The sequence below is a fragment of the Neisseria sp. P0014.S002 genome (assembly GCF_051958295.1).
GTDB classification, from domain to species: domain Bacteria; phylum Pseudomonadota; class Gammaproteobacteria; order Burkholderiales; family Neisseriaceae; genus Neisseria; species Neisseria flavescens_B.
The window spans coordinates 1-22,210 of record NZ_JBQCVO010000007.1 but is presented as its reverse complement, the minus strand read 5'-3'; the positions used below and the strand labels follow the sequence as shown (position 1 = coordinate 22,210).

Below are 22,210 nucleotides of genomic sequence, written 5' to 3'. Positions count from 1 at the left end.
CCGTCTGAAATAGTGTTCCAGCCCGTTTTCAGACAGCCTTTCGGTTATAATAGCCCTTTGCCCATATACAGCGAGCCTTCATGAAAGCCGCCTTCCTTTTTCTCTACCTCATCCGCCTGCTGCCTTTTTGCGTGTTGCACAAGATTGCCGACGCGATCGGTATTCTCGCCTATTACGCAGTCAAACCGCGCCGCAAAGTCGGCGAGGTAAACCTCAAAAAATGCTTTCCCGAGCTAAACGACAGCCAGCGCACTGCCCTGCTCAAACGCCATTTCCAGCACATGGCCAAGCTGATGCTCGAATACGGCCTCTACTGGTACGCACCTGCGGACAAGCTGCGCTCGTTGGTGCGTTATCAAGACAAACACCATCTTGACGAAGCCCTCGCTGCCGGCGAAAAAGTCATCATCCTCTATCCACACTTTACCGCATTTGAAATGGCGGTTTACACGCTCAATCAGGATGTGCCGCTGACCAGCATGTATTCGCACCAAAAAAACAAAGCCCTGGACGAGCAGATCCTGAAAGGCCGCCATCGCTACAACAATGTTTTCCTGATCGGCCGCACAGAAGGCCTACGCGCCATCATCAAACACCTGCGCAAAAGCGATGCGCCCTTTCTTTATCTGCCCGACCAAGACTTCGGCCGCAATGATTCCATTTTTGTCAATTTCTTCGGCATTCAGACGGCCACGATTACCGGCCTCAGCCGTATCGCCGGCATGACCAAAGCCCAAATCATTCCCGCCATCCCCACGCGTGAAGCCGACAATACCGTAACCCTGCGCTTCTATCCGGCTTGGGACAATTTCCCGACCGAAAATGTCGAAGCCGACACCCAGCGCATGAACGACTTCATCGAAGAGCGGGTACGCGAGCATCCCGAACAATATTTCTGGCTGCACAAACGCTTCAAAACCCGTCCCGAAGGCGAAAGCAACTTTTATTAACTACATTGAATTACAATTTGAATATGCAAAAAGCGGCAAAATCCTTCTTTCGCCGCTTTTTCATTTTAATTGAATCAAACCGAAACTTATGTTTTATTTTAAACAATCAAATAATATTCCGCTTTAAATGCTTTAAAAACAACTTTTTTCATCGTGATTGAAACTTTCAAACAACCCTATATTTTTTCTCAAATGAAAAACATCAGGCCCAATACACTTTTTTCATTTACATATTAAATTTAATTTCTTTTAAAAACAATATATTGCAAAATAGTTCATCTAAAAAAATACATTTTAATCATTCAAAATATGAAATAAAATTAAATTAAAATTTAAAAAAAATAAAATAAATATCTAACTTTTGAACAATTATGAAATATAATTGCAAAAATATGACAAGACCTGAAATTTATACCAAAACAAGCCTTCAGAAAAAAATACTTGGCAAACTATAAAAATTCGCGTAAATTTCACTACATCAAATTACAAAACATTCAGACGGCCTCGCCGGTTTTAGATACTTTTGTAAGCAATTTTCTGATATTGCAAGAAATTGCGGTATTTTAGAGGATTTCGGTGCAATGCCCGAAATCAAAGTTTACCGATGCAGAGTTGAGCTGCATCTGTAAAGCCGCAGGTGAAAGCCTGTATTGTTTGTGAAGCGTAAATCTCTGATTTGAGGTATTGGGGCAATCCTGTGGGGGATTGCCTCTTTTTTTATCTGCGCCGTCATGCCACAATGACATCATTCCTTATCCAACCCGATCACGCCATGACTCCGATACTCGCCTTCGACATTGAAACCATTCCCGACGTAAACGGCATCCGCCAGCTTTACGATTTGCCTGCCGATTTGCCCGACAACGAAGTCGTCCTGTTTGCCCAACAGCAACGCCGCGCCAAAACCGGCAGCGACTTTATGCAACACCATCTGCACCAAGTCGTCGCCATCTCCTGCTGTATGCGCTGGGGTCAGGACAAAATCCGCGTCAGCACCATCGGCGATCCCGAAGACAGCGAAGAAGTCATGATTGCCAAGTTCTTCGAGGTCATCGAAAACTATACGCCGCAACTCGTCAGCTGGAACGGCGGCGGTTTCGATCTGCCCGTCCTCCACTATCGCGCCCTGATACACGGCATCAGCGCCGCCCGCTATTGGGACATGGGCGACGGCGACTTTGGCGACAGCCGCGACTTTAAGTGGAACAACTACATCAGCCGCTACCACACCCGCCATTGCGACCTGATGGATTTGCTCGCCCTCTACCAACCGCGTGCCAGCGTGCCTTTGGACGATATGGCCAAACTCTGCGGCTTCCCCGGCAAACTGGGCATGGACGGCAGCAAGGTTTGGGACGCTTATTATGCAGGCCGTCTGAAAGACATCCGCGACTATTGCGAAACCGATGCCGCCAATACCTACCTTATGTACATGCGCTTTCGCATGATGAGCGGCGCGCTCGATGCCGACGAATACGAAATCGAAATCAAACGCATCAAACATTATCTGGCCGCACAAGCCGAAGAAAAACAACATTGGGCGGAGTTCGTCGCTGCTTGGCGTTAAACCAGGCCGTCTGAACAGCTAAACCAGAAAACCAAAAGGGCGTGATTGACACGCCCTTTTTTAATTCCGACAAACCATGCCCACTAAGCAGGCAAACGCCCCAGCGTGACCCTGTCCAATCCTGCCAAATCCTGTTCGGTTGCCACTTCGACAAAACCGTTCTCCAGCATAATATTTCGCACTGCTTCGCCTTGGTCATAGCCATGTTCAAACAGCAGCCAGCCGTTGACCTTCAGGTATTTGGGAGCTTCTTGGGTAATGTGGCGGATATGGCTGAGGCCGTCTGAAAAGTCGGTCAACGCATTTTGCGGTTCAAACCTCAAATCGCCTTGCGATAAATGTTCATCGCCGTCCTCGATATACGGCGGATTGGAAACAATCACATCGTATAGGCCTTCAGACGGCCTGTCGGTATCAAACCACGACCCCTGCGCAAACTCCACTTTTGCGCCCAATTCGGCCGCATTTTGACGGGCTGTATCCAAAGCACCGACGCTGATATCGGATGCGCGAACATCGGCATCAACGCGTTCAAGCGCGACGGTCACGGCAATGGCACCGCTTCCCGTCCCCAAATCCCACACGCGACCTTGCGGCGGCAAGCGTTTGAGTACGGCTTCCACCAAATGCTCGGTTTCAGGGCGCGGAATCAGCACATGAGGATTGACGGCAAAACGTCTCCCGTAAAATTCACGCTCGCCCAACAGATAGGCCATCGGCTCGCCTTTCAGACGGCGTTGGGCCAAAGCCTCCAAGGTTTGCAGGGCAGACTCTGCCAAATCGTCCGTACCGCGTGTCACCAGCTGCGCACGCGTATAACCCAGCGCATATTGCAACAACATCCGCGCTTCATTTTTGGGCAGTGCCGATTGGCGCAACCATTCATCAAGCGTCATTTTTCGTCCCATCTGCCAGCGTTGTGGCTTTTCTTTCCTTAATCTTTCCGGCAAACGTGCCGATGGTGGCAACCGCAAATGCGGCATACCACAAATAAAATCCGGCGCCGTAGCGCACGATATCCGATGTATTCCCTGCTTCATCGACGTGTACGGCTTTCACACTGAAGGCCACCAGCGCCAAGCCCCAAAGTGCCGCATGGACAGGCACGACCTTCTTCCGCAACGCCAGCAAAACAATGGCCCCCAACCAAACATAATTGGCATAGGCCGCACAATATCTTATATCCAAAGAAGCAAATATCGATCCCAAAATCAAAACGGTCAAACCCTTCATGCTTTCATGATTGCCCAAATAAAATGCAACATTGGACAAAGACGCTATCCACAGGGCAACCGACACCAGCAACATCACTATGGGAAAACTTGATTTCCGATTCTGTTCCTGCATGGTTTCATCCTAATGTAAAAGGCCGTCTGAAAACCTTTCAGACGGCCTGCCGTTCAAATTTCACTACCGCCGACGGTCAGTCCGGCATCAATCCTCAGGGTCGGTTGTCCTACGCCGACAGGAACGCTCTGCCCTTCTTTGCCGCAGACGCCGATGCCGCTGTCGAGCGTGGAGTCATTGCCTATCATGGAAACGTGTTTCAACACTTCGGGGCCGTTGCCGATGATGGTCGCGCCTTTGACAGGATATTGCAGCTTGCCGCCTTCCACCCACCACGCTTCGGATGCGCTGAACACGAATTTGCCGCTGGTAATGTCCACTTGTCCGCCGCCAAAGTTGACGGCGTAAATGCCCTTGTCAATGGAAGCGATGATTTCTTCCGGCTCATAGCCGCCGTTTTCCATAAAGGTATTGGTCATGCGCGGCATAGGGGCGGAAGCGTAACTTTCGCGGCGGCCGTTGCCGGTCGATTGCGTACCCATCAGGCGGGCGTTGGTTTCGTCCTGCATATAGCCGACCAAAATCCCGTCTTCGATCAATACAGTGCGGCGAGTTTCGTTGCCTTCGTCGTCGATATTGAGCGAACCGCGTCTGTCGGCAATATCTCCTTGGTCAACGACAGTAACGCCTTTGGCGGCCACACGCTCGCCGATTCTGCCGGAGAAAACGCTGGTTTCTTTGCGGTTGAAATCGCCTTCCAAACCATGTCCAACCGCTTCGTGCAACAACACGCCCGGCCAGCCGTTGCCCAAAACGACGGTCATCTCGCCGGCAGGCGCAGGACGGGACTCAAGATTGGTCAGGGCTTGTTTGACGGCGGCATCGACAAACCGACAAACCAAGTTTTCATCGAAATACGCCAAATCATAACGCCCGCCGCCGCCCGCGCTGCCCTGCTCGCGACGCTCGCCCTGCTTGGCAATGACGGTAACGTTCATGCGCACCATCGGGCGGATGTCGGCAGCGTGTTTACCGTCCAGACGGGCGATGTACACCATGTCGTATTCGCAGGTCAAACCGGCCATCACTTGCACGATACGCGGATCGGCGGCTTTGGCCAGCGTTTCAACTTTGTTCAACAGCGCGACTTTGGCGGCAGAACCGAGGCTGGCAATAGGGTCAATCGCCATATGGACATGCTTGCCGTAGGCAGGTGTCGGCACTTTGATGCTGGCTTCGCTACCGGCCGCACCAATCACGCGCACTGCTTTAGCAGAGCGGTTGATCGAATCAATACACAGGCTGTCGGCGTAGGCAAAAGCGGTTTTATCACCCGATACGGCACGCACGCCCACGCCCTGATCGATTTGGAAGCTGCCCGATTTGACGATGCCTTCTTCCAAATGCCAACTTTCATGGGCAGTGCGCTGACAATAGATGTCGGCATAATCGACATGGTTGGCGCCGATAATGCTCAGGCTTTGGGCGAGCAAATCGGGGGAAAGATGGTTGGCTTCGAGCAAATCTCGCTGTACCGCGGCGTAGGTTTGTTGCATAATTTTTCAGACGGCCCGACAAGCAGGCAAAGTTAATTTGGCCTTGATTATACGGTATTTTATATGGCTTTGGATATGTTGATTGCTTGGTTTTATGAGTGATTGAAACAAATCAAAAGGCCGTCTGAAACATAGGAATATAGGGTTGAAATGTTTGCCTTACCCTATTTCAACCAGCCTGTTTGTTTGACGTTCAGACGGCCTTTTCAATCATGGCAAAGCCAACACCGCAATTTAATTTCCATAAAAAACAAAATATTACAGTAAAACCCCTTATTTTTTCAATTTTGCTATTGATAATAGTTATTATTAGCGTATAATCAAACTCACTCGGAAGACGTCCTAATCCGAGCCATTAAACGACAGATTTTATCCCCCTCTTCCCCATTATCTCTTGATACTCGGAGTGCGCATATACGAAACATACCTGTTCCCCTTTATATCAGATACTCAAAACCGAAAAACATGAAACCCACTGCCGATACAGTGGGTTTCGTGTTTTACGGCGTTCGGTTTATCAGGCTTTTCCGGCTGCTTATCAGGCCGTCTGAAACCGAATAGGCCTGATTATCGGCAGGTTTTCATGTTCAATTTGCCATAACGGCCGACAATGTTTCTAATGTCTTGGGCATCGCGCTCATCAACCGCCATAAAGACCACGGTCATGCGCGCTACGCTCAAACCGGTATCGGGTGCGCTTCTGTCTTCCTGTTCGACAATGCGCGCGCCGCCGAAACCTGCGCTGGACAAGCGTGAAATCAAAACTTGGGCGGAAGAGCGGCTGCGTGTTACGTCAATGCTGATTTCGCCGTTGTGAATGCTGCCGCTAAAGCCGCGGCTGCCCAAGGCATCAAGCTGGGCGGAAGTGTCGCCGTCGGCAGGCAAGACCACGCGGAAAGTTTTGGAAGAAGTCTCGCCACCGGATGCGCCGTTGCGTTTTTCGATACTGCGGCTGGCCGCATGAGGCCATTTGCCCAATAGGCCTTTGATGCGGTGGTAATCGTCTTCATCCATTACCACGGTGGCGCTGCTGGTACACAAGCGTTCAACGCCGGCTGCGTCCATCTCTTCTTCAGCGGCGCGACGCTCTTGCGCCTCTTTCTCGCGGCGCATTTTTTCTTTTTTCTCTTTCAACTGCTGCGCTTCTTGCTTTTTACGCAAGGCTTCCGCTTCTTCGGATTCAGGTTCTGCCATAATCAGGCCGTCTGATTCGACCACCACCCAATCGGGCTGCGATGCCTGCCGAGGCTCGGCTTTGGGCGCGTCCAAAGAAGACGGGCGCAATAATTCGTGCGTACCGCCTTCCAAAGCAGATTCTGGTTTGGCGGTTTTATGTTGTGTCCGATAGGCAACCATGCTGCCAAAAACAATGATGTTGAGTGCGACCAAGACCGCAAACAGCCATTTCATGATGCGTTTTCCTTTTTATTGTCCGTTGCGATGGGCGATCCAATGCAAGAGCCCGTGAATCACGAGATTATCGACGATTTTCACTTGATTGTCATGAACGAATGACTCCGGCAGCGCCTGCACGACTCTGGTCGCGCCGCCGCCGGTGATAATGATATCGACCGGCTTGCCCTCGCCCGTTTTGTCTTTCAGACGGCCATGCATCATCATCAACGCGCCGCAAACGGCATCCATCATGCCGCTGGCAATGGCGTTCGGCGTTGTGGTTGGGAACGGATATACCTTGCCGATGGGGCGGTTGAGGTTGGCGGTCTTGAGCGCCATCGCCTCTTTCATCAAGTGGAAACCGGGCATGATGGTACCGCCGAGATAATGATTGTCTTCCGTCAGCGCATCGGTGGTTACGGCAGTACCGCAGCTGACGACGACGCAGGCGTTTTGCGTGAAGCGACGGCTGCCCAGCGCATTAAACCAACGGTCGGAACCATGTTCTTCAGGGCGGCGGTAATGGTTGCGGATACCCAAGGCCTGCGGCATGGAAGACAACCATTCGACCGGACGGGTTAATTGTTCTTCCACCATCGCTTTTTTGACCGAACCGCACACGGCGCAACCGACAATCTTCACATCTTCATCGGCAAATTGCAGCCATTCTTCGCCCAACTGGGTCAAATCACGATACGGCGCGCGGCCGACTTCGGAAAATGTGCCGTTCTCCACCCACGCCCATTTCAACTGACTGTTGCCGCCGTCCAGCAGCAAAAAGCGTTCCGGTTTCGCCGCGGCAGGTTGTGCCGGGCGGTTATCCGGACGCAAACTGATCTCGCCGCTGACAATGGTTTTCTCGCCCTTGTCCGTCAGCAAACGCAACGCGCCTTGCGCATCCACGCCTTTAACTACGCCTTCGTGTACAACGAGCCCTTCCTGAAGCAACAACACCGGTCTGTTTGTGTCACGATTGGCGGCATCGTATTCGCCGACACATGACGCAAATCCGTTTTGCGCGTATTCGTTCAACAGCGAATCGAGTTGCGCCAATACTGCATTCAACAAGGTTTTGACGCTTACGCCCTGCTTAGAGGCCGTCTGAAACAAAGCCTGCACGGAAGTGGCGTTTTCAACTTCTTTCGGCAATACAAAATTAATGCCGATGCCGATGACGGCGACAGTTTTATTCTCTACCCGCGCCGTTTCAATCAAAATACCGGCCAATTTATCGTTGGCCACGACCAAATCGTTCGGCCACTTGATATTTACGTCCAAACCGATATCGGCAAACGCACGGCGGCAAGCCAATGCCACCACCAACGCCAGCGAACCCAGCTCATACTGCGGCTTGTCAAATGCCCAGCCCAGGCTGAACATCAGACATTCGCCCTGTCGGTTGACCCAACTCCGCCCTTGCCGTCCGCGGCCTTTGGTTTGGAAATGCGCCACACACAAGGCCTTATGCGCCAAATCTGCCGACTGGCGCGCCAATGCCATGATTTCATCGTTGCTGGACGAACATTCGTGTTTCAACTGCGCACGAAAACCCTGTTTCCCGGCCATTTGTTGCAGAGACTCTTCGGCAAACACAGCCAAGGGGCGCACCAAGCGCCACTGCCCGTCATGCTGGCGCAGCAAACCGCGGATATGACCCGGCATCTGCTGCCAGAATCCGTTTAATTGTTGCGGCTTCATCCCGACCACACGCGCCAACTGAGAAACGTGTTGCGGCAGGCCGTCTGAAAGCGCGGCAAGCAAGGCCCAATGGCGGCTGTTTAAATCCGTCATTCGCCTCCTCCGGCTTCGCGGATTTTCGCTAATGTTTTGGTGGTCGAAGTCTGGTGTAAAAACGGAATCGAAAATACTTTGCCGCCACGCGCAAACGTCTCGGCAGCACCGACAATCTTATCCACAGACCAATCGCCGCCTTTAATCAATACATCGGGTTTGACCATTTCAATCAGCGCAGCCGGCGTGTCGTCATCAAACCATGTAACCAAATCCACGCTGGCCAATGCCGCTGCCACTGCCGCGCGGTTTTCCAAAGGATTAATCGGACGGTCATCCCCTTTGCCCTGACGGCGCACCGAAGCATCGGTATTCAACGCCAACACCAAAGCCGCACCGGCCGATCGCGCCTGCGCCAAATACGTTACATGACCCCGGTGGAGAATATCGAAACAGCCGTTGGTAAACACCAGCGGACGGGGCAATGCCGCCAAATGCTCCGCCAGCTTTTCGGGCGGACAGATTTTGGATTCAAATTCTGGAGCTGGCCATTCGGACATAATGCGGTTCCTTTGGGAATGAAACAGAAAATAATCGGGGTATTATAAAGGATAACGGCGAAACGCCATAAAAAGATACCGAACGGTATAATATTCGGGCTTGACTGCGTATTCATTGATATCACGGCAAATGCCATTTTTACCGATACCATGATGAAACGGTTTGATAAATACTTTTTTGAAACCCAATTAAATCTGAAGTAAAATTCGGGTATAAACGGAAAAAAGCCTGCATACAATATGCAGGCTTTCATCTGGGGTGGCTGATGGGGCTCGAACCCACGACAACTGGAATCACAATCCAGGGCTCTACCAACTGAGCTACAGCCACCGTAAAAATTGGCACGCCCGACAGGAATCGAACCTGTAACCCCCGACTTAGAAGGTCGGTGCTCTATCCGGTTGAGCTACGGGCGCTCATGCCGATTCGTGCGAAGAATTTTGTGGTCGGGGCGGTGGGATTCGAACTCACGACCCTCTGCTCCCAAAGCAGATGCGCTAACCGGGCTGCGCTACGCCCCGACTGAAGACCTGAACTATACAGACCCTTTTTAACTCGGTCAACACCTACTTTGCTTTATTTTTTCATTTTTTGGTTATCCTATTATTTTTAATCGTTATTTATTTTTATGTTTCGTAATCAGGGCCACTCTTTTGTGTCAGGCCGTCTGAAAAATGCGATAATTTAAACACAATATTTGTCCCTATTTATGAGGAAAAATCATGGCTGCACAACTTATAGACGGAAAAAAAATCTCCCAGCAACGCATCGAGGCGGTCGCACAGGCGGTAAAAGCGCGTCAGGAAAAAGGTTTGCACACGCCTTGCTTGACGGTGGTATTGGTTGGCGACGACCCTGCCAGCGCGGTTTATGTACGCAATAAAAAACTGGCCTGCCAAAAAAGCGGCATCGAATCGCGCTCTTATGAGCTGCCGTCTGAAACCACGCAAGACGATTTGCTGAAACTGGTGGACGAATTGAACGGCGACCCTGCCGTCGACGGTATTTTGGTGCAACTGCCACTGCCGGCTCACATCGACAGCCAAGCGGTTTTAGAGCGTATCGAGCCGCATAAAGATGTGGACGGCTTCCATCCTTACAACGTCGGCCGCTTGGTCGTCAAAATGCCGCTGATGCGCCCTTGCACGCCCAAAGGCGTGATGACTTTGTTGGAAGCCTACGGCATCGACCCGAAAGGCAAAAAAGCGGTCGTCGTCGGCGCGTCCAATATTGTCGGCCGCCCGCAGGCGTTGGAATTGCTGCTGTCCCGCGCGACGGTAACCATTTGCCACAGTGCCACGCAAAACCTTGCCGATGAAGTTGCTAACGCAGATATTTTGGTGGTCGGCGTAGGCATTCCGAATTTCGTTAAAGGCGAATGGGTCAAACCCGGCGCCGTCGTTATCGATGTGGGCATCAACCGCTTGGACGACGGCAGCCTGTGCGGCGACGTGGAGTTTGATGTTGCCAAAGAACGCGCGTCCATGATTACGCCTGTTCCCGGCGGCGTCGGCCCGATGACGATTGCCACTTTGTTGGAAAACACGGTACACGCGGCCTCATTGCACGATTAATCACTGTCATTAAGTTAGGCCGTCTGAACATGGTTTTTCAGACGGCCTGACCTGTTTTTTTGCTTTTTACCTTATTGGCTTCACATGTCCTTACTCTCTTCCCACACCGACAACCCGACTTTCCGCAACGCTTCCTATATCCTGATGGGCTTGGCTTTGCTGATTGTCTTGTACTACCATTTTCTGCCGCTGCTGCTGTCGGTTATCCTGACCTATATCTTTATTACGCGCACCAACGGCGTCATCCTCAAACTCCGCCGCCGTGTTTTGCCGCGCAACACGCGGCTACATAAATCGCTCAACGCGCACAATATCAACCTGATTTCCACCACGCTGACGCTGGCCATCGTGTTCAGCATCATCACGATGATGTCTTTGGGTATTTACCACCTGATACACGGCGGCCATGTCGGCTTTATGCTGGCGAAGCTGGCGGCGATTTTGGAAGACACCAAAAACAGCCAAGACCTGCCTGCGGCCATTCTCAATATGCTGCCCAACAATATGGCCGAAATCAAAGCCTCGGCAATCAAGCTGATTGAAGAATACCGCGCCGCACTGACCCGCATCAGTAAAAACAGCATCACGTCCTTCGTGTACATCCTCATCGGCATCATTATCGGCGCCATGCTCAGCTTCCACCGCCTGAAAATGCGTAAAAACCGCCGCAAAATGCCGCTGTTTAAAGCCGAATTGGTGCACCGCATCGTCAATTTTGAAACCAGCTTTGAACGCGTGTTCCTCGCCCAAGTCAAAATCTCACTGATCGACACCCTCCTAACCGGCCTGTACCTTTACTTGGTTTTACCGCTGTTCGGTGTTGAGCTGCCGTTTAAAATGACCGTCCTGATCGTCGCCTTTATCGTTGGCCTGATTCCGGTGGCGGGCAACCTGATTTCCAACACCATCATCATTATTTTGAGCCTCGGCGCATCGCTGTACGTCGCACTCGCCTCGTTGGTTTTCCTTGTTGTCATCCACAAGCTCGAATATTTCCTCAACGCCAAAATCATCGGCTCGGAAATCGAATCCAGCGCATGGGAATTGCTGGTGGCGATGGTCGTCTTTGAACGCATTTTCGGCATCGGCGGCATCATCGTCGCGCCGGTTTATTACGCCTATTTGAAAAACGAATTGAAACTGCGAAAATTGATTTAATCAGTTGCGTTTATACACATCAAAGGCCGTCTGAAAACGACAATTGGGTTTTCAGACGGCCTTTGCTTTACCTTTTCTTACACTTTACGGCATAATGGCAGCCACGCATTTCTAGAAGAAAGATAAACAATGTCAACCCAAACCCCATCCCTATTCGGCGGCGCGATGATTATTGCCGGTACGGTTATCGGCGCAGGCATGCTTGCCAACCCGACCGCCACGTCCGGCGTATGGTTTGCCGGCTCGCTGGTCGTGTTGCTGTACACCTGGTTTTCCATGCTCTCCAGCGGCCTGATGATTTTGGAAGTCAACACCCATTATCCGCACGGTGCCAGCTTCGACACCATGGTTAAAGACCTGCTCGGCCCGGCTTGGAACATCATCAACGGCGTTGCCGTCGCTTTCGTTTTATACCTGCTCACCTACGCCTACATCTTCGTCGGCGGCGACCTAACTGCCAAAGGCATCGGCAGCGCGGTAGGCGGTGAAATTTCGCTCTCCGTCGGCCAACTCGTCTTCTTCGGCATCCTCGCCTTTTGCGTTTGGGCATCCGCTCGCTTGGTTGACCGCTTCACCAGCATCCTCATCGGCGGCATGGTATTGACCTTTATTTGGGCAACCGGCGGCCTGATTGCCGATGCCAAAATGCCTGTTTTGTTTGACACCCAAGCCCCTGCCGGCACCAGCTACTGGATGTATGCCGCTACTGCCCTGCCCGTCTGCCTTGCGTCATTCGGTTTCCACGGTAACGTCTCCAGCCTGCTCAAATACTTTAAAGGCGACGCGCCCAAAGTGGCCAAATCCCTATGGGCAGGAACGCTGATTGCGCTTGTGATTTACATCCTCTGGCAAATCGCCATCCAAGGCAACCTGCCGCGCAGCGAGTTCGCACCGGTTATCGCCGCCGAAGGCCAAGTTTCCGTCCTGATCGAAACGCTGTCCAAGTTCGCCCAAACCGGTAATATGGACAAAGTGTTGACCCTGTTCTCCTACATGGCGATTGCAACGTCCTTCCTCGGCGTAACGCTCGGCCTGTTTGACTACATCGCCGACATCTTCAAATGGAACGACAGTATCTCCGGCCGTACCAAAACCGCCGCGCTGACCTTCCTGCCGCCTTTGATTTCCTGCCTGCTCTTCCCTACCGGCTTCGTTACCGCCATCGGCTACGTCGGCCTGGCCGCAACCATTTGGACAGGCATCATCCCCGCCATGCTGCTCTACCGCTCGCGCCATAAATTCGGCGTCGGCAAAAACTACAAAGTTTACGGCGGATTCTGGCTGATGGTTTGGGTCTTCCTCTTCGGCATCATCAACATTGCCGCCCAAATATTGAGCCAACTGGAGCTCGTTCCCGTATTTAAAGGTTAAATTCCCTTAAGGCCGTCTGAAACACCCTCTTTCAGACGGCCTAATTCATTATTTTCCGCTACAATACCCCCTTTTCCCCAACGAACACCGTCCATGTACGACAATATCCGTTTCCATCTCGACGAAGACTATCCCGACCAGCTCCCGCCCGAAAACGCCGCCACCCACATCGGCATGTACTGGCAGTGGGCGGCGCAGGCAGGCCTCGTCAACCCCGTATGGCAAACCGTCCCCGAAACCGCAGCCGACTTCGCCGCCATGACCTCGGGCAAAATCAGCGGACGGCACTTCCTGCTCAAACACATGGACGGCGCATTGACAGCTGACGACTTTACCGAACTCGGCCAACGGTTTACCGAGTTCTACTACACCGACGAAGAAGACGGCTACGGCGCATTTATGGAAGACTACGTCCTCGCCCTCGACACACCCTCACTCGGCGGCTTCTACCACGTCAAAAACACCCCGGAAACCTTCGCCAAACTGACCCCCGTTTTTCAGACGGCCTTTGAAAAATGGAAAAGCAGTTTGAAAGCAGAAAAATAAGAGCCCACACCATGAAACTCATCATCCTCGACCGCGACGGCGTCATCAATCAAGACCGCGACGATTTCGTCAAATCCGTTGACGAATGGATTCCCATCGAAGGCAGCATGGATGCCATCGCCTTTTTAACGCAGGCAGGCTACACCATCGCCGTGGCCACCAACCAATCCGGTATCGGCCGCAAATACTTTACCGTGCAAGACCTGACCGAAATGCACGCAAAAATGCACCGTCTTGCCGTTCAAGCAGGCGGTACCATCGACGGCATTTGGTTTTGCCCGCACACCGCCGCCGACAACTGCGAATGCCGCAAACCCAAGCCCGGCATGATTATCGACATCATCGAACGCTTCAAGGCCAATGCCGCCGAAACCTGGCTGGTCGGCGACAGCCTGCGCGACCTGCAAGCCATTGAAGCGGCAGGCGGCAAATCCGCACTCGTCCTGACCGGCAAAGGCAAAAAAACGCTGGCTAAACACGAACAAGACCTGCCCGAACACACCCAAGTCTTCGACAACCTGCTCGCTTTCTCGCAATACATCATGCGTGAGAGCACACAAATCGAAGAAGCCGCGCAAGCCATCCTATAAACGACAAGGCCGTCTGAAACTGCCGACAACGGTGTTCAGACGGCCTTCAAATGACAGACTTTTCCCCGATATGCTGATTATCCGCAACCTGATTTACTGGTTCATCCTTTCCTCCAGCATTATTTTGCTGTTCCCCTTTATGCTGCTTGCCCTGCCCTTCCAAGGCGGTGCGCACAAAATGGCGCAAATTTGGGTGCGCATCCTCAACTGGTCGCTCAAGCACATCATCGGTTTGAACTACACCTTAAGCGGCGCGGAAAACATTCCCGACCACCCTGCCATCATTTGCGCCAAACACCAAAGCGGCTGGGAAACCCTCGCCCTGCAAGAGATTTTTCCGCCACAAGTGTATGTTGCCAAACGCGAACTGTTCAAAATCCCTTTCTTCGGCTGGGGCCTGAAGCTGGTTAAAACCATCGGCATCGACCGCAGCAACAGCCGCGAAGCCAACAAACAACTATTAGAACAAGGCCTTGCGCGTAAAAACGAAGGCTATTGGATTACCATTTTCCCCGAAGGCACACGCCTTCCGCCCGGTGAAAAAGGCCGCTACAAGCTCGGCGGCGCGCGCATGGCAAAAATGTTTGAGATGGACATCGTCCCCGTCGCGCTCAACAGCGGCGAATTTTGGCCGCGCAACTCCTTCCTCAAATACCCCGGCACAGTCAGCGTCATCATCGGCAAACCCATTGCCCACAACAACGGCAATGAAGCCAAACTCATGGCCCAATGCGAGCAATGGATCGAAAGCCAACAGCCCCTGATTACCGGACAAGGCCCGTTCGCGCCCAAAACCAAATAAATCATTCCATCGGGTGGGCCGCTATACCCGCCCTTTTCATGCCGTCCAATCTTTCCCACAACATCATGCCACGCCTCCATACCCACACCCTTTCAGACGGCCTCACCATTCATATCCAGCTCAAACGCAGTGCCAAGAAAAACCTCATCTTGCGCCCCGTTTCCGCCGATACCGTCAGCATCAATATCCCTCCGTTTGTTACCCAGCACACCTTTACCCAATGGCTGAACGACAACGAAGCCATCCTGCGCCGTACCCTAAACAAAACACCGGCCCGACAAACACCCACCGACACGCTTCCCGAATGGATTTGGTATCAAGGCGTTCAGACGGCCTTGTCCGTCCACGCAGCAAACCACATCCAAATCAGGCCGTCTGAAATCCTGTTGCCCGAAAAAGAAAACGCCGCCCAACTCATCCATTTGCACCGTTTCCTACACGAGCGTGCGCACGAATATCTGCTACCACGCCTCGAAGGCCATATCCGAACCACCCGCCTGACTCCGAGCGCCATTTCCCTTTCCAACGCCAAAACCTTCTGGGGCGTTTGCCGCCACACTACCGGCATCCGCCTCAACTGGCGGCTCATCGGCGCACCCGAATATGTCGCCGACTATGTCTGCCTGCACGAACTCGCCCACCTGCGCCATCCCAACCACAGCCCTGCATTTTGGGCTCTGACCCACTCGCTCACGCCGCATGTTGACCAAGCCGAACAATGGCTGAAGGCGCACGGCAGCGAATTGTTCCGCCTCGGCTAAGTCTTATCCGGCAGCATTTTTCTGCAAGCAAACACCAGCCCAAAGCAAAGAATCAACGCCCTCCAAACAAATCATGTAGCCGTGCGTAAAATCGAGTTTATCCGCTTGCCGCCCCTCATACCTGCCGATAAGATGATGTCGTTCTCAAAACCCTTTTCAGAAAGGAAAACCGATGACCAAAGCAAAATCGTTACTGGCCACCGGCATTTTGGCTCTTTTCTCCGCCACGGCATTCGCCTCCCCGCTGCCTTCCGAAATCTACCGTCCGGATGGCGCGCACACCATCAAAGCCGATCATCAAGGCAACGGCGAATTTGAATACGAAGCCGAACTCTCCGGCCAACGCAATTCCATTCCTTCCCTGGCCAAAAAAGTGATCGCCCACGCGCGCAGCAAAGGTTTCCATGTGGTTGAGTCTGAAATCAAACACGACGATGCCGATCTGAAATTCAAACGCGGCAAACAAGAGCTGGACGTTTCCATCGAAGACAAAGGCCAAGGCCGTATCGAATACAAAGCCGATTTGGACTTGGACAAAAACTAAATCCAACTCGCAAACAAAGGCCGTCTGAAATCCCATCGGGTTTCAGACGGCCTTTTGTCGTCTTTATCAGATAAAATGGCACTCGGTTTGCAAAATTTCTGGCTCAAAACATTGTACAATCTGCCCACTTATACCGATAACATTCCAAACATTGCCATGAAAAAACGTCTGCTCCTCCTCGCCATCCTTCCCCTTTCCCTTCACGCCGCCGATGTACCGCCTGATGTGAAACCCGAGCTTCAAGTCAACACTGCCGAACCCCAACAACCTGAAACGCACAACATTCCCGCCGAGCAGACAAACAGGCCGTCTGAAAAAATCACCAACGTCGATGCCAACACCCTGCTTGCCAACACCGAATTACTGGCACGCGCCATGTATTCCGCCGTCGTCGCCCACAACATCCCCGGCATCAAAGCCGTTTTGCCCATTTATGAACAATGGCCAGAACACGACCGCGCCATGGCCCGCTATGCCAAAGGTTTGCTTGCCCAATCCGAAGGACGCGCCGCCGAAGCCGTCGGCTATTACCGCCGCTTTATCGCCGAGCAGCCCGATGCCTCCGCCGTCCGCTGGCAGCTTGCGACCGCCTTGTTTGAAGACAAACAAAACGAAGCCGCAGCCGACCAGTTCGACAAACTGCAAACCGAATCCCTCCCGCCTGCCTTGCAAGAACACATCGAAACCTACCGCAAAGCCCTGCGCGAACGCGACTCATGGCAATTCAATGCCGGTTTAAACATCACGCGCGAACAAAACATCAACCAAGCCCCCGGCCAACGCCGTCTGGGCAACTACCTAAGCGATGAACAATGCCGCGCCGTGCGCCTTGTCTATCCCAACGACGACTGCTTCCGAGGCTGGACATTCCTCGAACCCATTGATGCCACCGCCGTCCACTATCAAATCGGCGCAGAAAAAAAATGGTCGCTGCCCCGCGGCTTCTATGCCACGGCAGGCGCAGACCATTACGGCAAAATCTATCCCAAACACACCAACTACAACGACCTCACCACACGCTTTTCGGCAGGCATCGGCTATGCAGACCAGCGCAGCGATATCGGCATGACCCCGTTCCACGAGCGCCGCTTCTACGGCAACGACCCTTACACCTACACCAACGGCGCACGCGTCCATTACAACTATTGGTGGCAACCCAAGCTGCAAACCCTCAGCGCATTTGAAGCAGGCCGTCTGAAAAACAGCCGCCGCGAGCATTCCAACAACACCAGCCAACTGCTCAGCAATTCCATCGTGTACTACCGCAACGCGCGCCAATACTGGGTGGCCGGTATCGACCTCTACCGCGAACGCAACCGCGACGACAAAGGCGACAGCTTCAACCGCTACGCCCTGCGCACCACATGGGGACAAGAATGGCCCAAAGGCCTCTCCACCGTCCTACGCCTCAGCGCCGCCCAACGCCGTTACCAAGCCCCCGGCTTCTTCAGCAACGAACAAAACCGCCGCGACAAAGAAGCTTCCGCCTCCCTGAGCGTATGGCACCGCGCCCTCCATTTCAAAGGCATCACCCCGCGCCTGACCATTGCCCACAACAAAACATGGAGCAACGACAAGTTCTACGAATACGGCAAAACCAAAATGTTTGTCGAATTGAGCAAAACGTTCTGACAAGCAGAACCAATCTGTAAATAAAGCAAAAATGCCTGTCCTGCATACTAATTTACAAGGCAGATTCAAATTTTTACAGATACCGAATCAATAGATTTTTTAAGGCATAATGCCTTATTAAATTCATATTTATCAAATAGATAAAATCCAAGCCAATATTACTTTACCAACATAACGTACAACACCGCATAACGTTACAAAAAAATCAGGCCGTCTGAAACCCGACTTGGTGTTTCAGACGGCCTTAGTATTCGTTATCATATCCGTTCACCTCTTCAGAAAGTATGATGATGAATGCCCTGAACAAAACCCTCTTATCCGTTTCTGTCGCGCTAGGATTGAGCGCCTGCGCTTCCGTCAAAACCGCAGACACCTACGACCTAGACTTCTCCAAACAAAAATACACCGAACAAAGCATCGAAGTGAACGGTCAAGCCGTCAAATTCCGTGCTTACGAAGGCGTGGTGTACGTCCGCAATCCTGTCGATACCCGTTACGAAATCATCAATATTTATGTACCCGAAGCCTATTACAACGGCGGCGAGATAGACGGTTTCAACGCCGAAACCGCACCGATTTTCCTGCCCAACCAAATCGGCGGCTATATGCCTGCCGAACCGGGTAAACCTGCTTTGGAAGGCAAACGTGGCGAGCCTGAAGACGGCCAAAAATCGCCCAACGCCGCCCTGGTTGCCCTCTCCAAAGGCTATGTCGTCGCCTCCCCTGGAGCACGCGGCCGGACAGAACCCACCGGTAAAGCACCTGCCGCCATTGTCGATTTGAAAGCCGCCGTCCGTTACCTGAAAGCCAACGACAAAGTTATGCCTGGCGATGCCGAAAAAATCATTTCCAACGGCACAAGCGCGGGCGGCGCGATGTCCGCCCTCTTAGGCGCAACAGCCGACCAAAAAGATTACGAAAAATATCTGAAAGCATTGGGTGCGGCAGACGGCAGCGACAAAGTTTTCGCCGTATCCGCCTACTGCCCGATTACCGATTTGGACCATGCCGACATGGCTTATGAATGGCAGTTCAACGGCGTTAACGACTACAAAAAAATGAACGTTTCCATGCTCGACTACCATGTCAAACGCGAGCTGGTCGCCGGCACGCTGACCGATGACGAGAAAAAACTGTCTGACCTCCTCAAACCCCTATACCCCGCCTATCTCAACAGCCTGAACCTGAAATCCCCCGAAGGCAAACCCCTGACGCTGGACGCCCAAGGCAACGGCAGCTTTAAAAACCATATTGCCGGCCTGCTCGCCCAATCCGCACAAACCCAGCTTGATGCAGGCAAAGACCTGAGCGACCGCACTTGGCTGACCGTCCACAACGGCAAAGTCGTCTCCGTCGATTTCGATGCCTACGCCAAAGCCGCCGGCCGCCAAAAAACACCGCCCGCCTTTGACGGCGTAGATTTAAGCGCAGGCGAAAACCAACTCTTCGGCACCAATACCGTCGATAAACGCCACTTCACCGCGTTCTCCATGACACACAACACCGCCGCCAACGCCGAAATCGCAGATGAAGAAACCATCAAAATCATGAACCCGCTCAACTACATCGGCAAACCGGGCATAAACCTGCCGCAAAACTGGCGCATCCGCGTCGGCACCAACGACCGCGACACCTCACTGGCAGTCTCCGCCGTCCTAGCCGCCAAACTGCAAAACAACGGCCAAACCGTCGACTACGCCCTGCCTTGGGATGTCGGCCACGGCGGCGATTATGACTTGGACGAACTGTTTGCCTGGATGAAACAGGTCAGCAGCGCTGCAAAATAAGCGTTCACAACATAGATTGAGATGAGATTTGGTATCCCGTTTTAATTGGAAAAAGGCCGTCTGAATATTTCAGACGGCCTTTTTTATTCAAATTCAACAATCATTTTTATCATTAGTCGCAAGATACCATCTACTCATTCCTAATGAAAAAAGTACAAATTTAATAGAAAATATACACCTTCAAACTTAATCGCCTTTAAGAAACGAATGCACTTCTTTCTTCACATCCTCAAGAAAATCGGCAAAATAGCGCTGATTATCCCTATTTTTGCTCTATTGTATTTTTTATCTGCTTGGATTATGGCTTCATTGCCGCTTAATGAAGAGCAACCAAAAGGGGAAATTACTTTATTTTTAGTCAGTAATGGTGTGCATACTGATGTAGTCATGCCGCTGAAGAATGATATTTTTGATTGGTCGGATGTCGTCAATCCAAAAGACACGCTCACTACTGATCCTCAAATAACGCATATCGGTTTAGGCTGGGGGGAACGCAATTTTTATTTATACACGCCTGAGTGGAAAGATTTAACGTTCTCCAATGCTTTAGGCGCATTAAGCGGGCTGAACCGTACGCTGATTCATGTTACTTATTATCCTTTTGAACCACGAGAAAATAGCCACGTCGTCAAATTTTTGGTCACACCTGAGCAATACAGGAATTTAACAAAATCGCTCTTGGCCGGTTTTCAACAAAAAAATGGGCAACCCATCTTGCTAAAAGGAATCCATCATCAATCTAACGATGCTTTTTACGAAGCCAAAGGGCGCTATCATTTATTCAATACTTGTAACACTTGGCTGAATGATAAATTGGTGGAAAGCGGCCTGAAAGGCGTGTATTGGACTCCTTTTTCTTCGCCCTTGCTGGAACAATACCGATAGCCTTCACGCTTCTCAATTTTTGGGTCTATGTAAAACTTCAGGCCGTCTGAACTTTTTCAGACGGCCTGTATTTTGATAAAAGCTCAAAGCCCTTTATTATATAAATGAAATTTTCAATAGCATTAAATATTAATTTTTATAAATAAATTGATTTTAAATTCCATAAAATAATTTAAATAAAGAAATTTTAGAATAAAATTGCTAAAACAAAAAATCAAGCCTTGTTTAATTCTGCTAAAACCTGTAACCTGTATCAAAAATAAACAAGAGAGTTCATCATGTCCCAACACCACCCTACTGACGATATTAAGATCAAGGAAGTCAAAGAGTTACTTCCTCCAATCGCACATTTGTATGAGCTGCCTGTTACGCCTCAGGTTGCCAATTTGGTTTATAAAACACGTCATGAAATTTCAGATTTGGTTCACGGCCGTGACAACCGTTTGCTGGTCATCATCGGCCCATGCTCGATTCACGATACTAAGGCGGCGGTAGAATATGCGCAAAAATTGCTGCCCTTGCGCAAAAAATATGAGAAAGAGCTGCTGATTGTAATGCGCGTGTATTTTGAAAAACCGCGTACAACCGTTGGCTGGAAAGGTTTGATTAACGATCCGCACTTGGACGGTACGTTTGACATCAACTACGGCCTGCGCCAAGCGCGTCAGTTGTTGCTGACTTTGAACGAAATGGGCATGCCTGCTTCGACTGAATTCTTGGACATGATTACGCCGCAATACTACGCCGACCTGATTTCTTGGGGTGCGATTGGTGCGCGTACGACTGAAAGCCAGGTACACCGCGAATTGGCCAGCGGCCTCTCCTGCCCTGTCGGTTTTAAAAACGGTACGGATGGTAATCTGAAAATCGCCATCGACGCCATCGGCGCCGCCAATCATCCGCACCACTTCTTGTCTGTAACCAAAGCCGGTCATTCCGCGATTGTCCACACCAGCGGCAACCCTGACTGCCATGCGATTTTGCGTGGCGGCAAAGAGCCTAATTACAGCGCGGAACACGTTAAAGACGCGGTTGCGCAGCTTCAAAAAGCCGGCGTGAGCAGCAAACTGATGGTGGACTGCAGCCATGCCAACAGCCGTAAAGACTTCCGCAAACAAATGGATGTGGCGCGCGATGTGGCGGCGCAGCTGAAAGCCGGTGAAGAAAACATCATGGGCGTGATGGTAGAAAGCCACTTGGTTGAAGGCCGTCAAGACAAGCCAGAAGTTTACGGTCAAAGTATTACGGACGCCTGCATCGGTTGGGATACGACTGAAGAATTGCTGGCCCTGCTTGCCGAAGCGAAAGGTTACCAAGCGTAAGTGCGAAATCATTAAAAAGACCGGATATGTTCCGGTCTTTTTTGTGTCTGTCATTTTGATTTCTTTGCTTAAGATACCGAGCAAATTTTGGTCAGGTTTAACATCAAAACAATATGAGACCTTTGCAAAATTCCCCAAAATCCCCTAAATTCCCACCAAGACATTTAGGGGATTTCTCATGAGCACCTTCT

At 51.5% G+C, this 22,210-nt stretch carries 20 protein-coding genes and 3 tRNA genes; 14 read left to right on the top strand and 9 right to left on the bottom strand.

The features are described 5' to 3' along the window. Nucleotides 1–65 precede the first annotated feature (65 nt). The gene (locus ACTHSX_RS07780) at nt 66–950 is read left to right on the top strand and encodes a lipid A biosynthesis lauroyl acyltransferase (protein WP_224783281.1); all 885 of its coding nucleotides are present in this window, start codon (nt 66–68) and stop codon (nt 948–950) included. A gap of 772 nt (nt 951–1,722) precedes the next feature. Further along, nucleotides 1,723–2,517, top strand: coding sequence for a 3'-5' exonuclease (locus ACTHSX_RS07775; RefSeq protein WP_440377362.1), 795 nt, complete (start codon nt 1,723–1,725; stop codon nt 2,515–2,517). An 83-nt stretch (nt 2,518–2,600) separates the two neighbouring features. On the opposite strand, the gene prmC is transcribed toward ACTHSX_RS07775, so the two are convergent. From prmC to ACTHSX_RS07730, 9 genes are all read right to left on the bottom strand, one after another. Further along, the gene (gene prmC, locus ACTHSX_RS07770; RefSeq protein ID WP_296185176.1) at nt 2,601–3,413 is read right to left on the bottom strand and encodes a peptide chain release factor N(5)-glutamine methyltransferase; all 813 of its coding nucleotides are present in this window, start codon (nt 3,411–3,413) and stop codon (nt 2,601–2,603) included. Continuing rightward, nucleotides 3,403–3,864, bottom strand: a complete 462-nt coding sequence (locus ACTHSX_RS07765; protein ID WP_296185177.1) for a hypothetical protein — start codon at nt 3,862–3,864, stop codon at nt 3,403–3,405. The genes prmC and ACTHSX_RS07765 overlap by 11 nt, the downstream gene beginning before the upstream one ends. A 53-nt stretch (nt 3,865–3,917) precedes the next feature. After that, nucleotides 3,918–5,360: a metalloprotease TldD gene (gene tldD, locus ACTHSX_RS07760; RefSeq protein WP_107697127.1), complete on the bottom strand. Its 1,443-nt coding sequence runs from the start codon at nt 5,358–5,360 to the stop codon at nt 3,918–3,920. A gap of 567 nt (nt 5,361–5,927) precedes the next feature. Continuing rightward, nucleotides 5,928–6,770, bottom strand: coding sequence for a cell division protein (locus ACTHSX_RS07755; protein WP_440377303.1), 843 nt, complete (start codon nt 6,768–6,770; stop codon nt 5,928–5,930). 15 nt (nt 6,771–6,785) lie between these two features. Beyond that, nucleotides 6,786–8,546 carry a bifunctional biotin--[acetyl-CoA-carboxylase] ligase/type III pantothenate kinase gene (locus ACTHSX_RS07750; RefSeq protein WP_440377302.1) on the bottom strand — a complete coding sequence of 587 codons (1,761 nt, stop codon included), beginning with the start codon at nt 8,544–8,546 and terminating at the stop codon, nt 6,786–6,788. After that, entirely contained in the window at nt 8,543–9,046 is a 504-nt protein-coding gene (rfaE2, locus tag ACTHSX_RS07745) for a D-glycero-beta-D-manno-heptose 1-phosphate adenylyltransferase (protein ID WP_440377301.1), read from the bottom strand. Before rfaE2 ends, ACTHSX_RS07750 begins: the two co-directional genes overlap by 4 nt. A gap of 255 nt (nt 9,047–9,301) precedes the next feature. Beyond that, nucleotides 9,302–9,377: transfer RNA gene (locus tag ACTHSX_RS07740), tRNA-His, on the bottom strand. Nucleotides 9,378–9,386: 9 nt separating this feature from the next. After that, nucleotides 9,387–9,463, bottom strand: a tRNA-Arg gene (locus ACTHSX_RS07735). Nucleotides 9,464–9,490: 27 nt separating this feature from the next. Then, nucleotides 9,491–9,568, bottom strand: a tRNA-Pro gene (locus tag ACTHSX_RS07730). Nucleotides 9,569–9,769: 201 nt separating this feature from the next. On the opposite strand from ACTHSX_RS07730, the gene folD reads away from it, so the two are divergent. The 12 genes from folD (at nt 9,770) to aroG (ending at nt 22,019) form a co-directional block, all read left to right on the top strand. Continuing rightward, entirely contained in the window at nt 9,770–10,621 is an 852-nt protein-coding gene (gene folD / locus ACTHSX_RS07725; protein ID WP_440377300.1) for a bifunctional methylenetetrahydrofolate dehydrogenase/methenyltetrahydrofolate cyclohydrolase FolD, read from the top strand. Nucleotides 10,622–10,705: 84 nt separating this feature from the next. After that, a complete protein-coding gene (locus ACTHSX_RS07720) occupies nt 10,706–11,779 on the top strand; it encodes an AI-2E family transporter (protein ID WP_440377299.1) in 1,074 nt (357 codons plus the stop codon). A gap of 129 nt (nt 11,780–11,908) precedes the next feature. Beyond that, a complete protein-coding gene (locus tag ACTHSX_RS07715; protein WP_440377298.1) occupies nt 11,909–13,150 on the top strand; it encodes an aromatic amino acid transporter in 1,242 nt (413 codons plus the stop codon). A 93-nt stretch (nt 13,151–13,243) separates the two neighbouring features. Then, nucleotides 13,244–13,696, top strand: coding sequence for a DUF7832 domain-containing protein (locus tag ACTHSX_RS07710; protein ID WP_440377297.1), 453 nt, complete (start codon nt 13,244–13,246; stop codon nt 13,694–13,696). An 11-nt stretch (nt 13,697–13,707) separates the two neighbouring features. Beyond that, the gene (gene gmhB / locus ACTHSX_RS07705; RefSeq protein WP_440377296.1) at nt 13,708–14,286 is read left to right on the top strand and encodes a D-glycero-beta-D-manno-heptose 1,7-bisphosphate 7-phosphatase; all 579 of its coding nucleotides are present in this window, start codon (nt 13,708–13,710) and stop codon (nt 14,284–14,286) included. Between the two features lie 70 nt (nt 14,287–14,356). Then, nucleotides 14,357–15,088 (top strand): lysophospholipid acyltransferase family protein, encoded by a 732-nt coding sequence (locus ACTHSX_RS07700; RefSeq protein ID WP_440377361.1) that lies wholly within the window; start codon nt 14,357–14,359, stop codon nt 15,086–15,088. Nucleotides 15,089–15,153: 65 nt separating this feature from the next. After that, nucleotides 15,154–15,849: a M48 family metallopeptidase gene (locus ACTHSX_RS07695; RefSeq protein WP_440377360.1), complete on the top strand. Its 696-nt coding sequence runs from the start codon at nt 15,154–15,156 to the stop codon at nt 15,847–15,849. A 172-nt stretch (nt 15,850–16,021) separates the two neighbouring features. Beyond that, nucleotides 16,022–16,393, top strand: a complete 372-nt coding sequence (locus ACTHSX_RS07690; RefSeq protein WP_049329501.1) for a hypothetical protein — start codon at nt 16,022–16,024, stop codon at nt 16,391–16,393. Between the two features lie 156 nt (nt 16,394–16,549). Beyond that, nucleotides 16,550–18,025, top strand: a complete 1,476-nt coding sequence (locus ACTHSX_RS07685; protein WP_440377359.1) for a surface lipoprotein assembly modifier — start codon at nt 16,550–16,552, stop codon at nt 18,023–18,025. A gap of 290 nt (nt 18,026–18,315) precedes the next feature. Continuing rightward, nucleotides 18,316–19,812 (top strand): subtype B tannase, encoded by a 1,497-nt coding sequence (locus ACTHSX_RS07680; protein WP_440379661.1) that lies wholly within the window; start codon nt 18,316–18,318, stop codon nt 19,810–19,812. Between the two features lie 207 nt (nt 19,813–20,019). After that, entirely contained in the window at nt 20,020–20,697 is a 678-nt protein-coding gene (locus ACTHSX_RS07675; RefSeq protein WP_440377294.1) for a TIGR02117 family protein, read from the top strand. 278 nt (nt 20,698–20,975) lie between these two features. Beyond that, nucleotides 20,976–22,019, top strand: a complete 1,044-nt coding sequence (gene aroG, locus ACTHSX_RS07670) for a 3-deoxy-7-phosphoheptulonate synthase AroG (RefSeq protein WP_003683923.1) — start codon at nt 20,976–20,978, stop codon at nt 22,017–22,019. Nucleotides 22,020–22,210: the final 191 nt, after the last annotated feature.

Coding starts and splice junctions, on each gene's coding strand:
- ACTHSX_RS07680 (WP_440379661.1), top strand. CDS start 18,316: ATGAATGCCCTGAACAAAACCCTCTTATCCGTTTCTGTCGCGCTAGGA.
- prmC (WP_296185176.1), bottom strand. CDS start 3,413: ATGACGCTTGATGAATGGTTGCGCCAATCGGCACTGCCCAAAAATGAA.
- rfaE2 (WP_440377301.1), bottom strand. CDS start 9,046: ATGTCCGAATGGCCAGCTCCAGAATTTGAATCCAAAATCTGTCCGCCC.
- ACTHSX_RS07715 (WP_440377298.1), top strand. CDS start 11,909: ATGTCAACCCAAACCCCATCCCTATTCGGCGGCGCGATGATTATTGCC.
- aroG (WP_003683923.1), top strand. CDS start 20,976: ATGTCCCAACACCACCCTACTGACGATATTAAGATCAAGGAAGTCAAA.
- gmhB (WP_440377296.1), top strand. CDS start 13,708: ATGAAACTCATCATCCTCGACCGCGACGGCGTCATCAATCAAGACCGC.
- ACTHSX_RS07675 (WP_440377294.1), top strand. CDS start 20,020: ATGCACTTCTTTCTTCACATCCTCAAGAAAATCGGCAAAATAGCGCTG.
- ACTHSX_RS07750 (WP_440377302.1), bottom strand. CDS start 8,546: ATGACGGATTTAAACAGCCGCCATTGGGCCTTGCTTGCCGCGCTTTCA.
- ACTHSX_RS07710 (WP_440377297.1), top strand. CDS start 13,244: ATGTACGACAATATCCGTTTCCATCTCGACGAAGACTATCCCGACCAG.
- ACTHSX_RS07720 (WP_440377299.1), top strand. CDS start 10,706: ATGTCCTTACTCTCTTCCCACACCGACAACCCGACTTTCCGCAACGCT.
- ACTHSX_RS07700 (WP_440377361.1), top strand. CDS start 14,357: ATGCTGATTATCCGCAACCTGATTTACTGGTTCATCCTTTCCTCCAGC.
- ACTHSX_RS07690 (WP_049329501.1), top strand. CDS start 16,022: ATGACCAAAGCAAAATCGTTACTGGCCACCGGCATTTTGGCTCTTTTC.
- folD (WP_440377300.1), top strand. CDS start 9,770: ATGGCTGCACAACTTATAGACGGAAAAAAAATCTCCCAGCAACGCATC.
- ACTHSX_RS07755 (WP_440377303.1), bottom strand. CDS start 6,770: ATGAAATGGCTGTTTGCGGTCTTGGTCGCACTCAACATCATTGTTTTT.
- ACTHSX_RS07695 (WP_440377360.1), top strand. CDS start 15,154: ATGCCACGCCTCCATACCCACACCCTTTCAGACGGCCTCACCATTCAT.
- ACTHSX_RS07765 (WP_296185177.1), bottom strand. CDS start 3,864: ATGCAGGAACAGAATCGGAAATCAAGTTTTCCCATAGTGATGTTGCTG.
- ACTHSX_RS07685 (WP_440377359.1), top strand. CDS start 16,550: ATGAAAAAACGTCTGCTCCTCCTCGCCATCCTTCCCCTTTCCCTTCAC.
- tldD (WP_107697127.1), bottom strand. CDS start 5,360: ATGCAACAAACCTACGCCGCGGTACAGCGAGATTTGCTCGAAGCCAAC.
- ACTHSX_RS07775 (WP_440377362.1), top strand. CDS start 1,723: ATGACTCCGATACTCGCCTTCGACATTGAAACCATTCCCGACGTAAAC.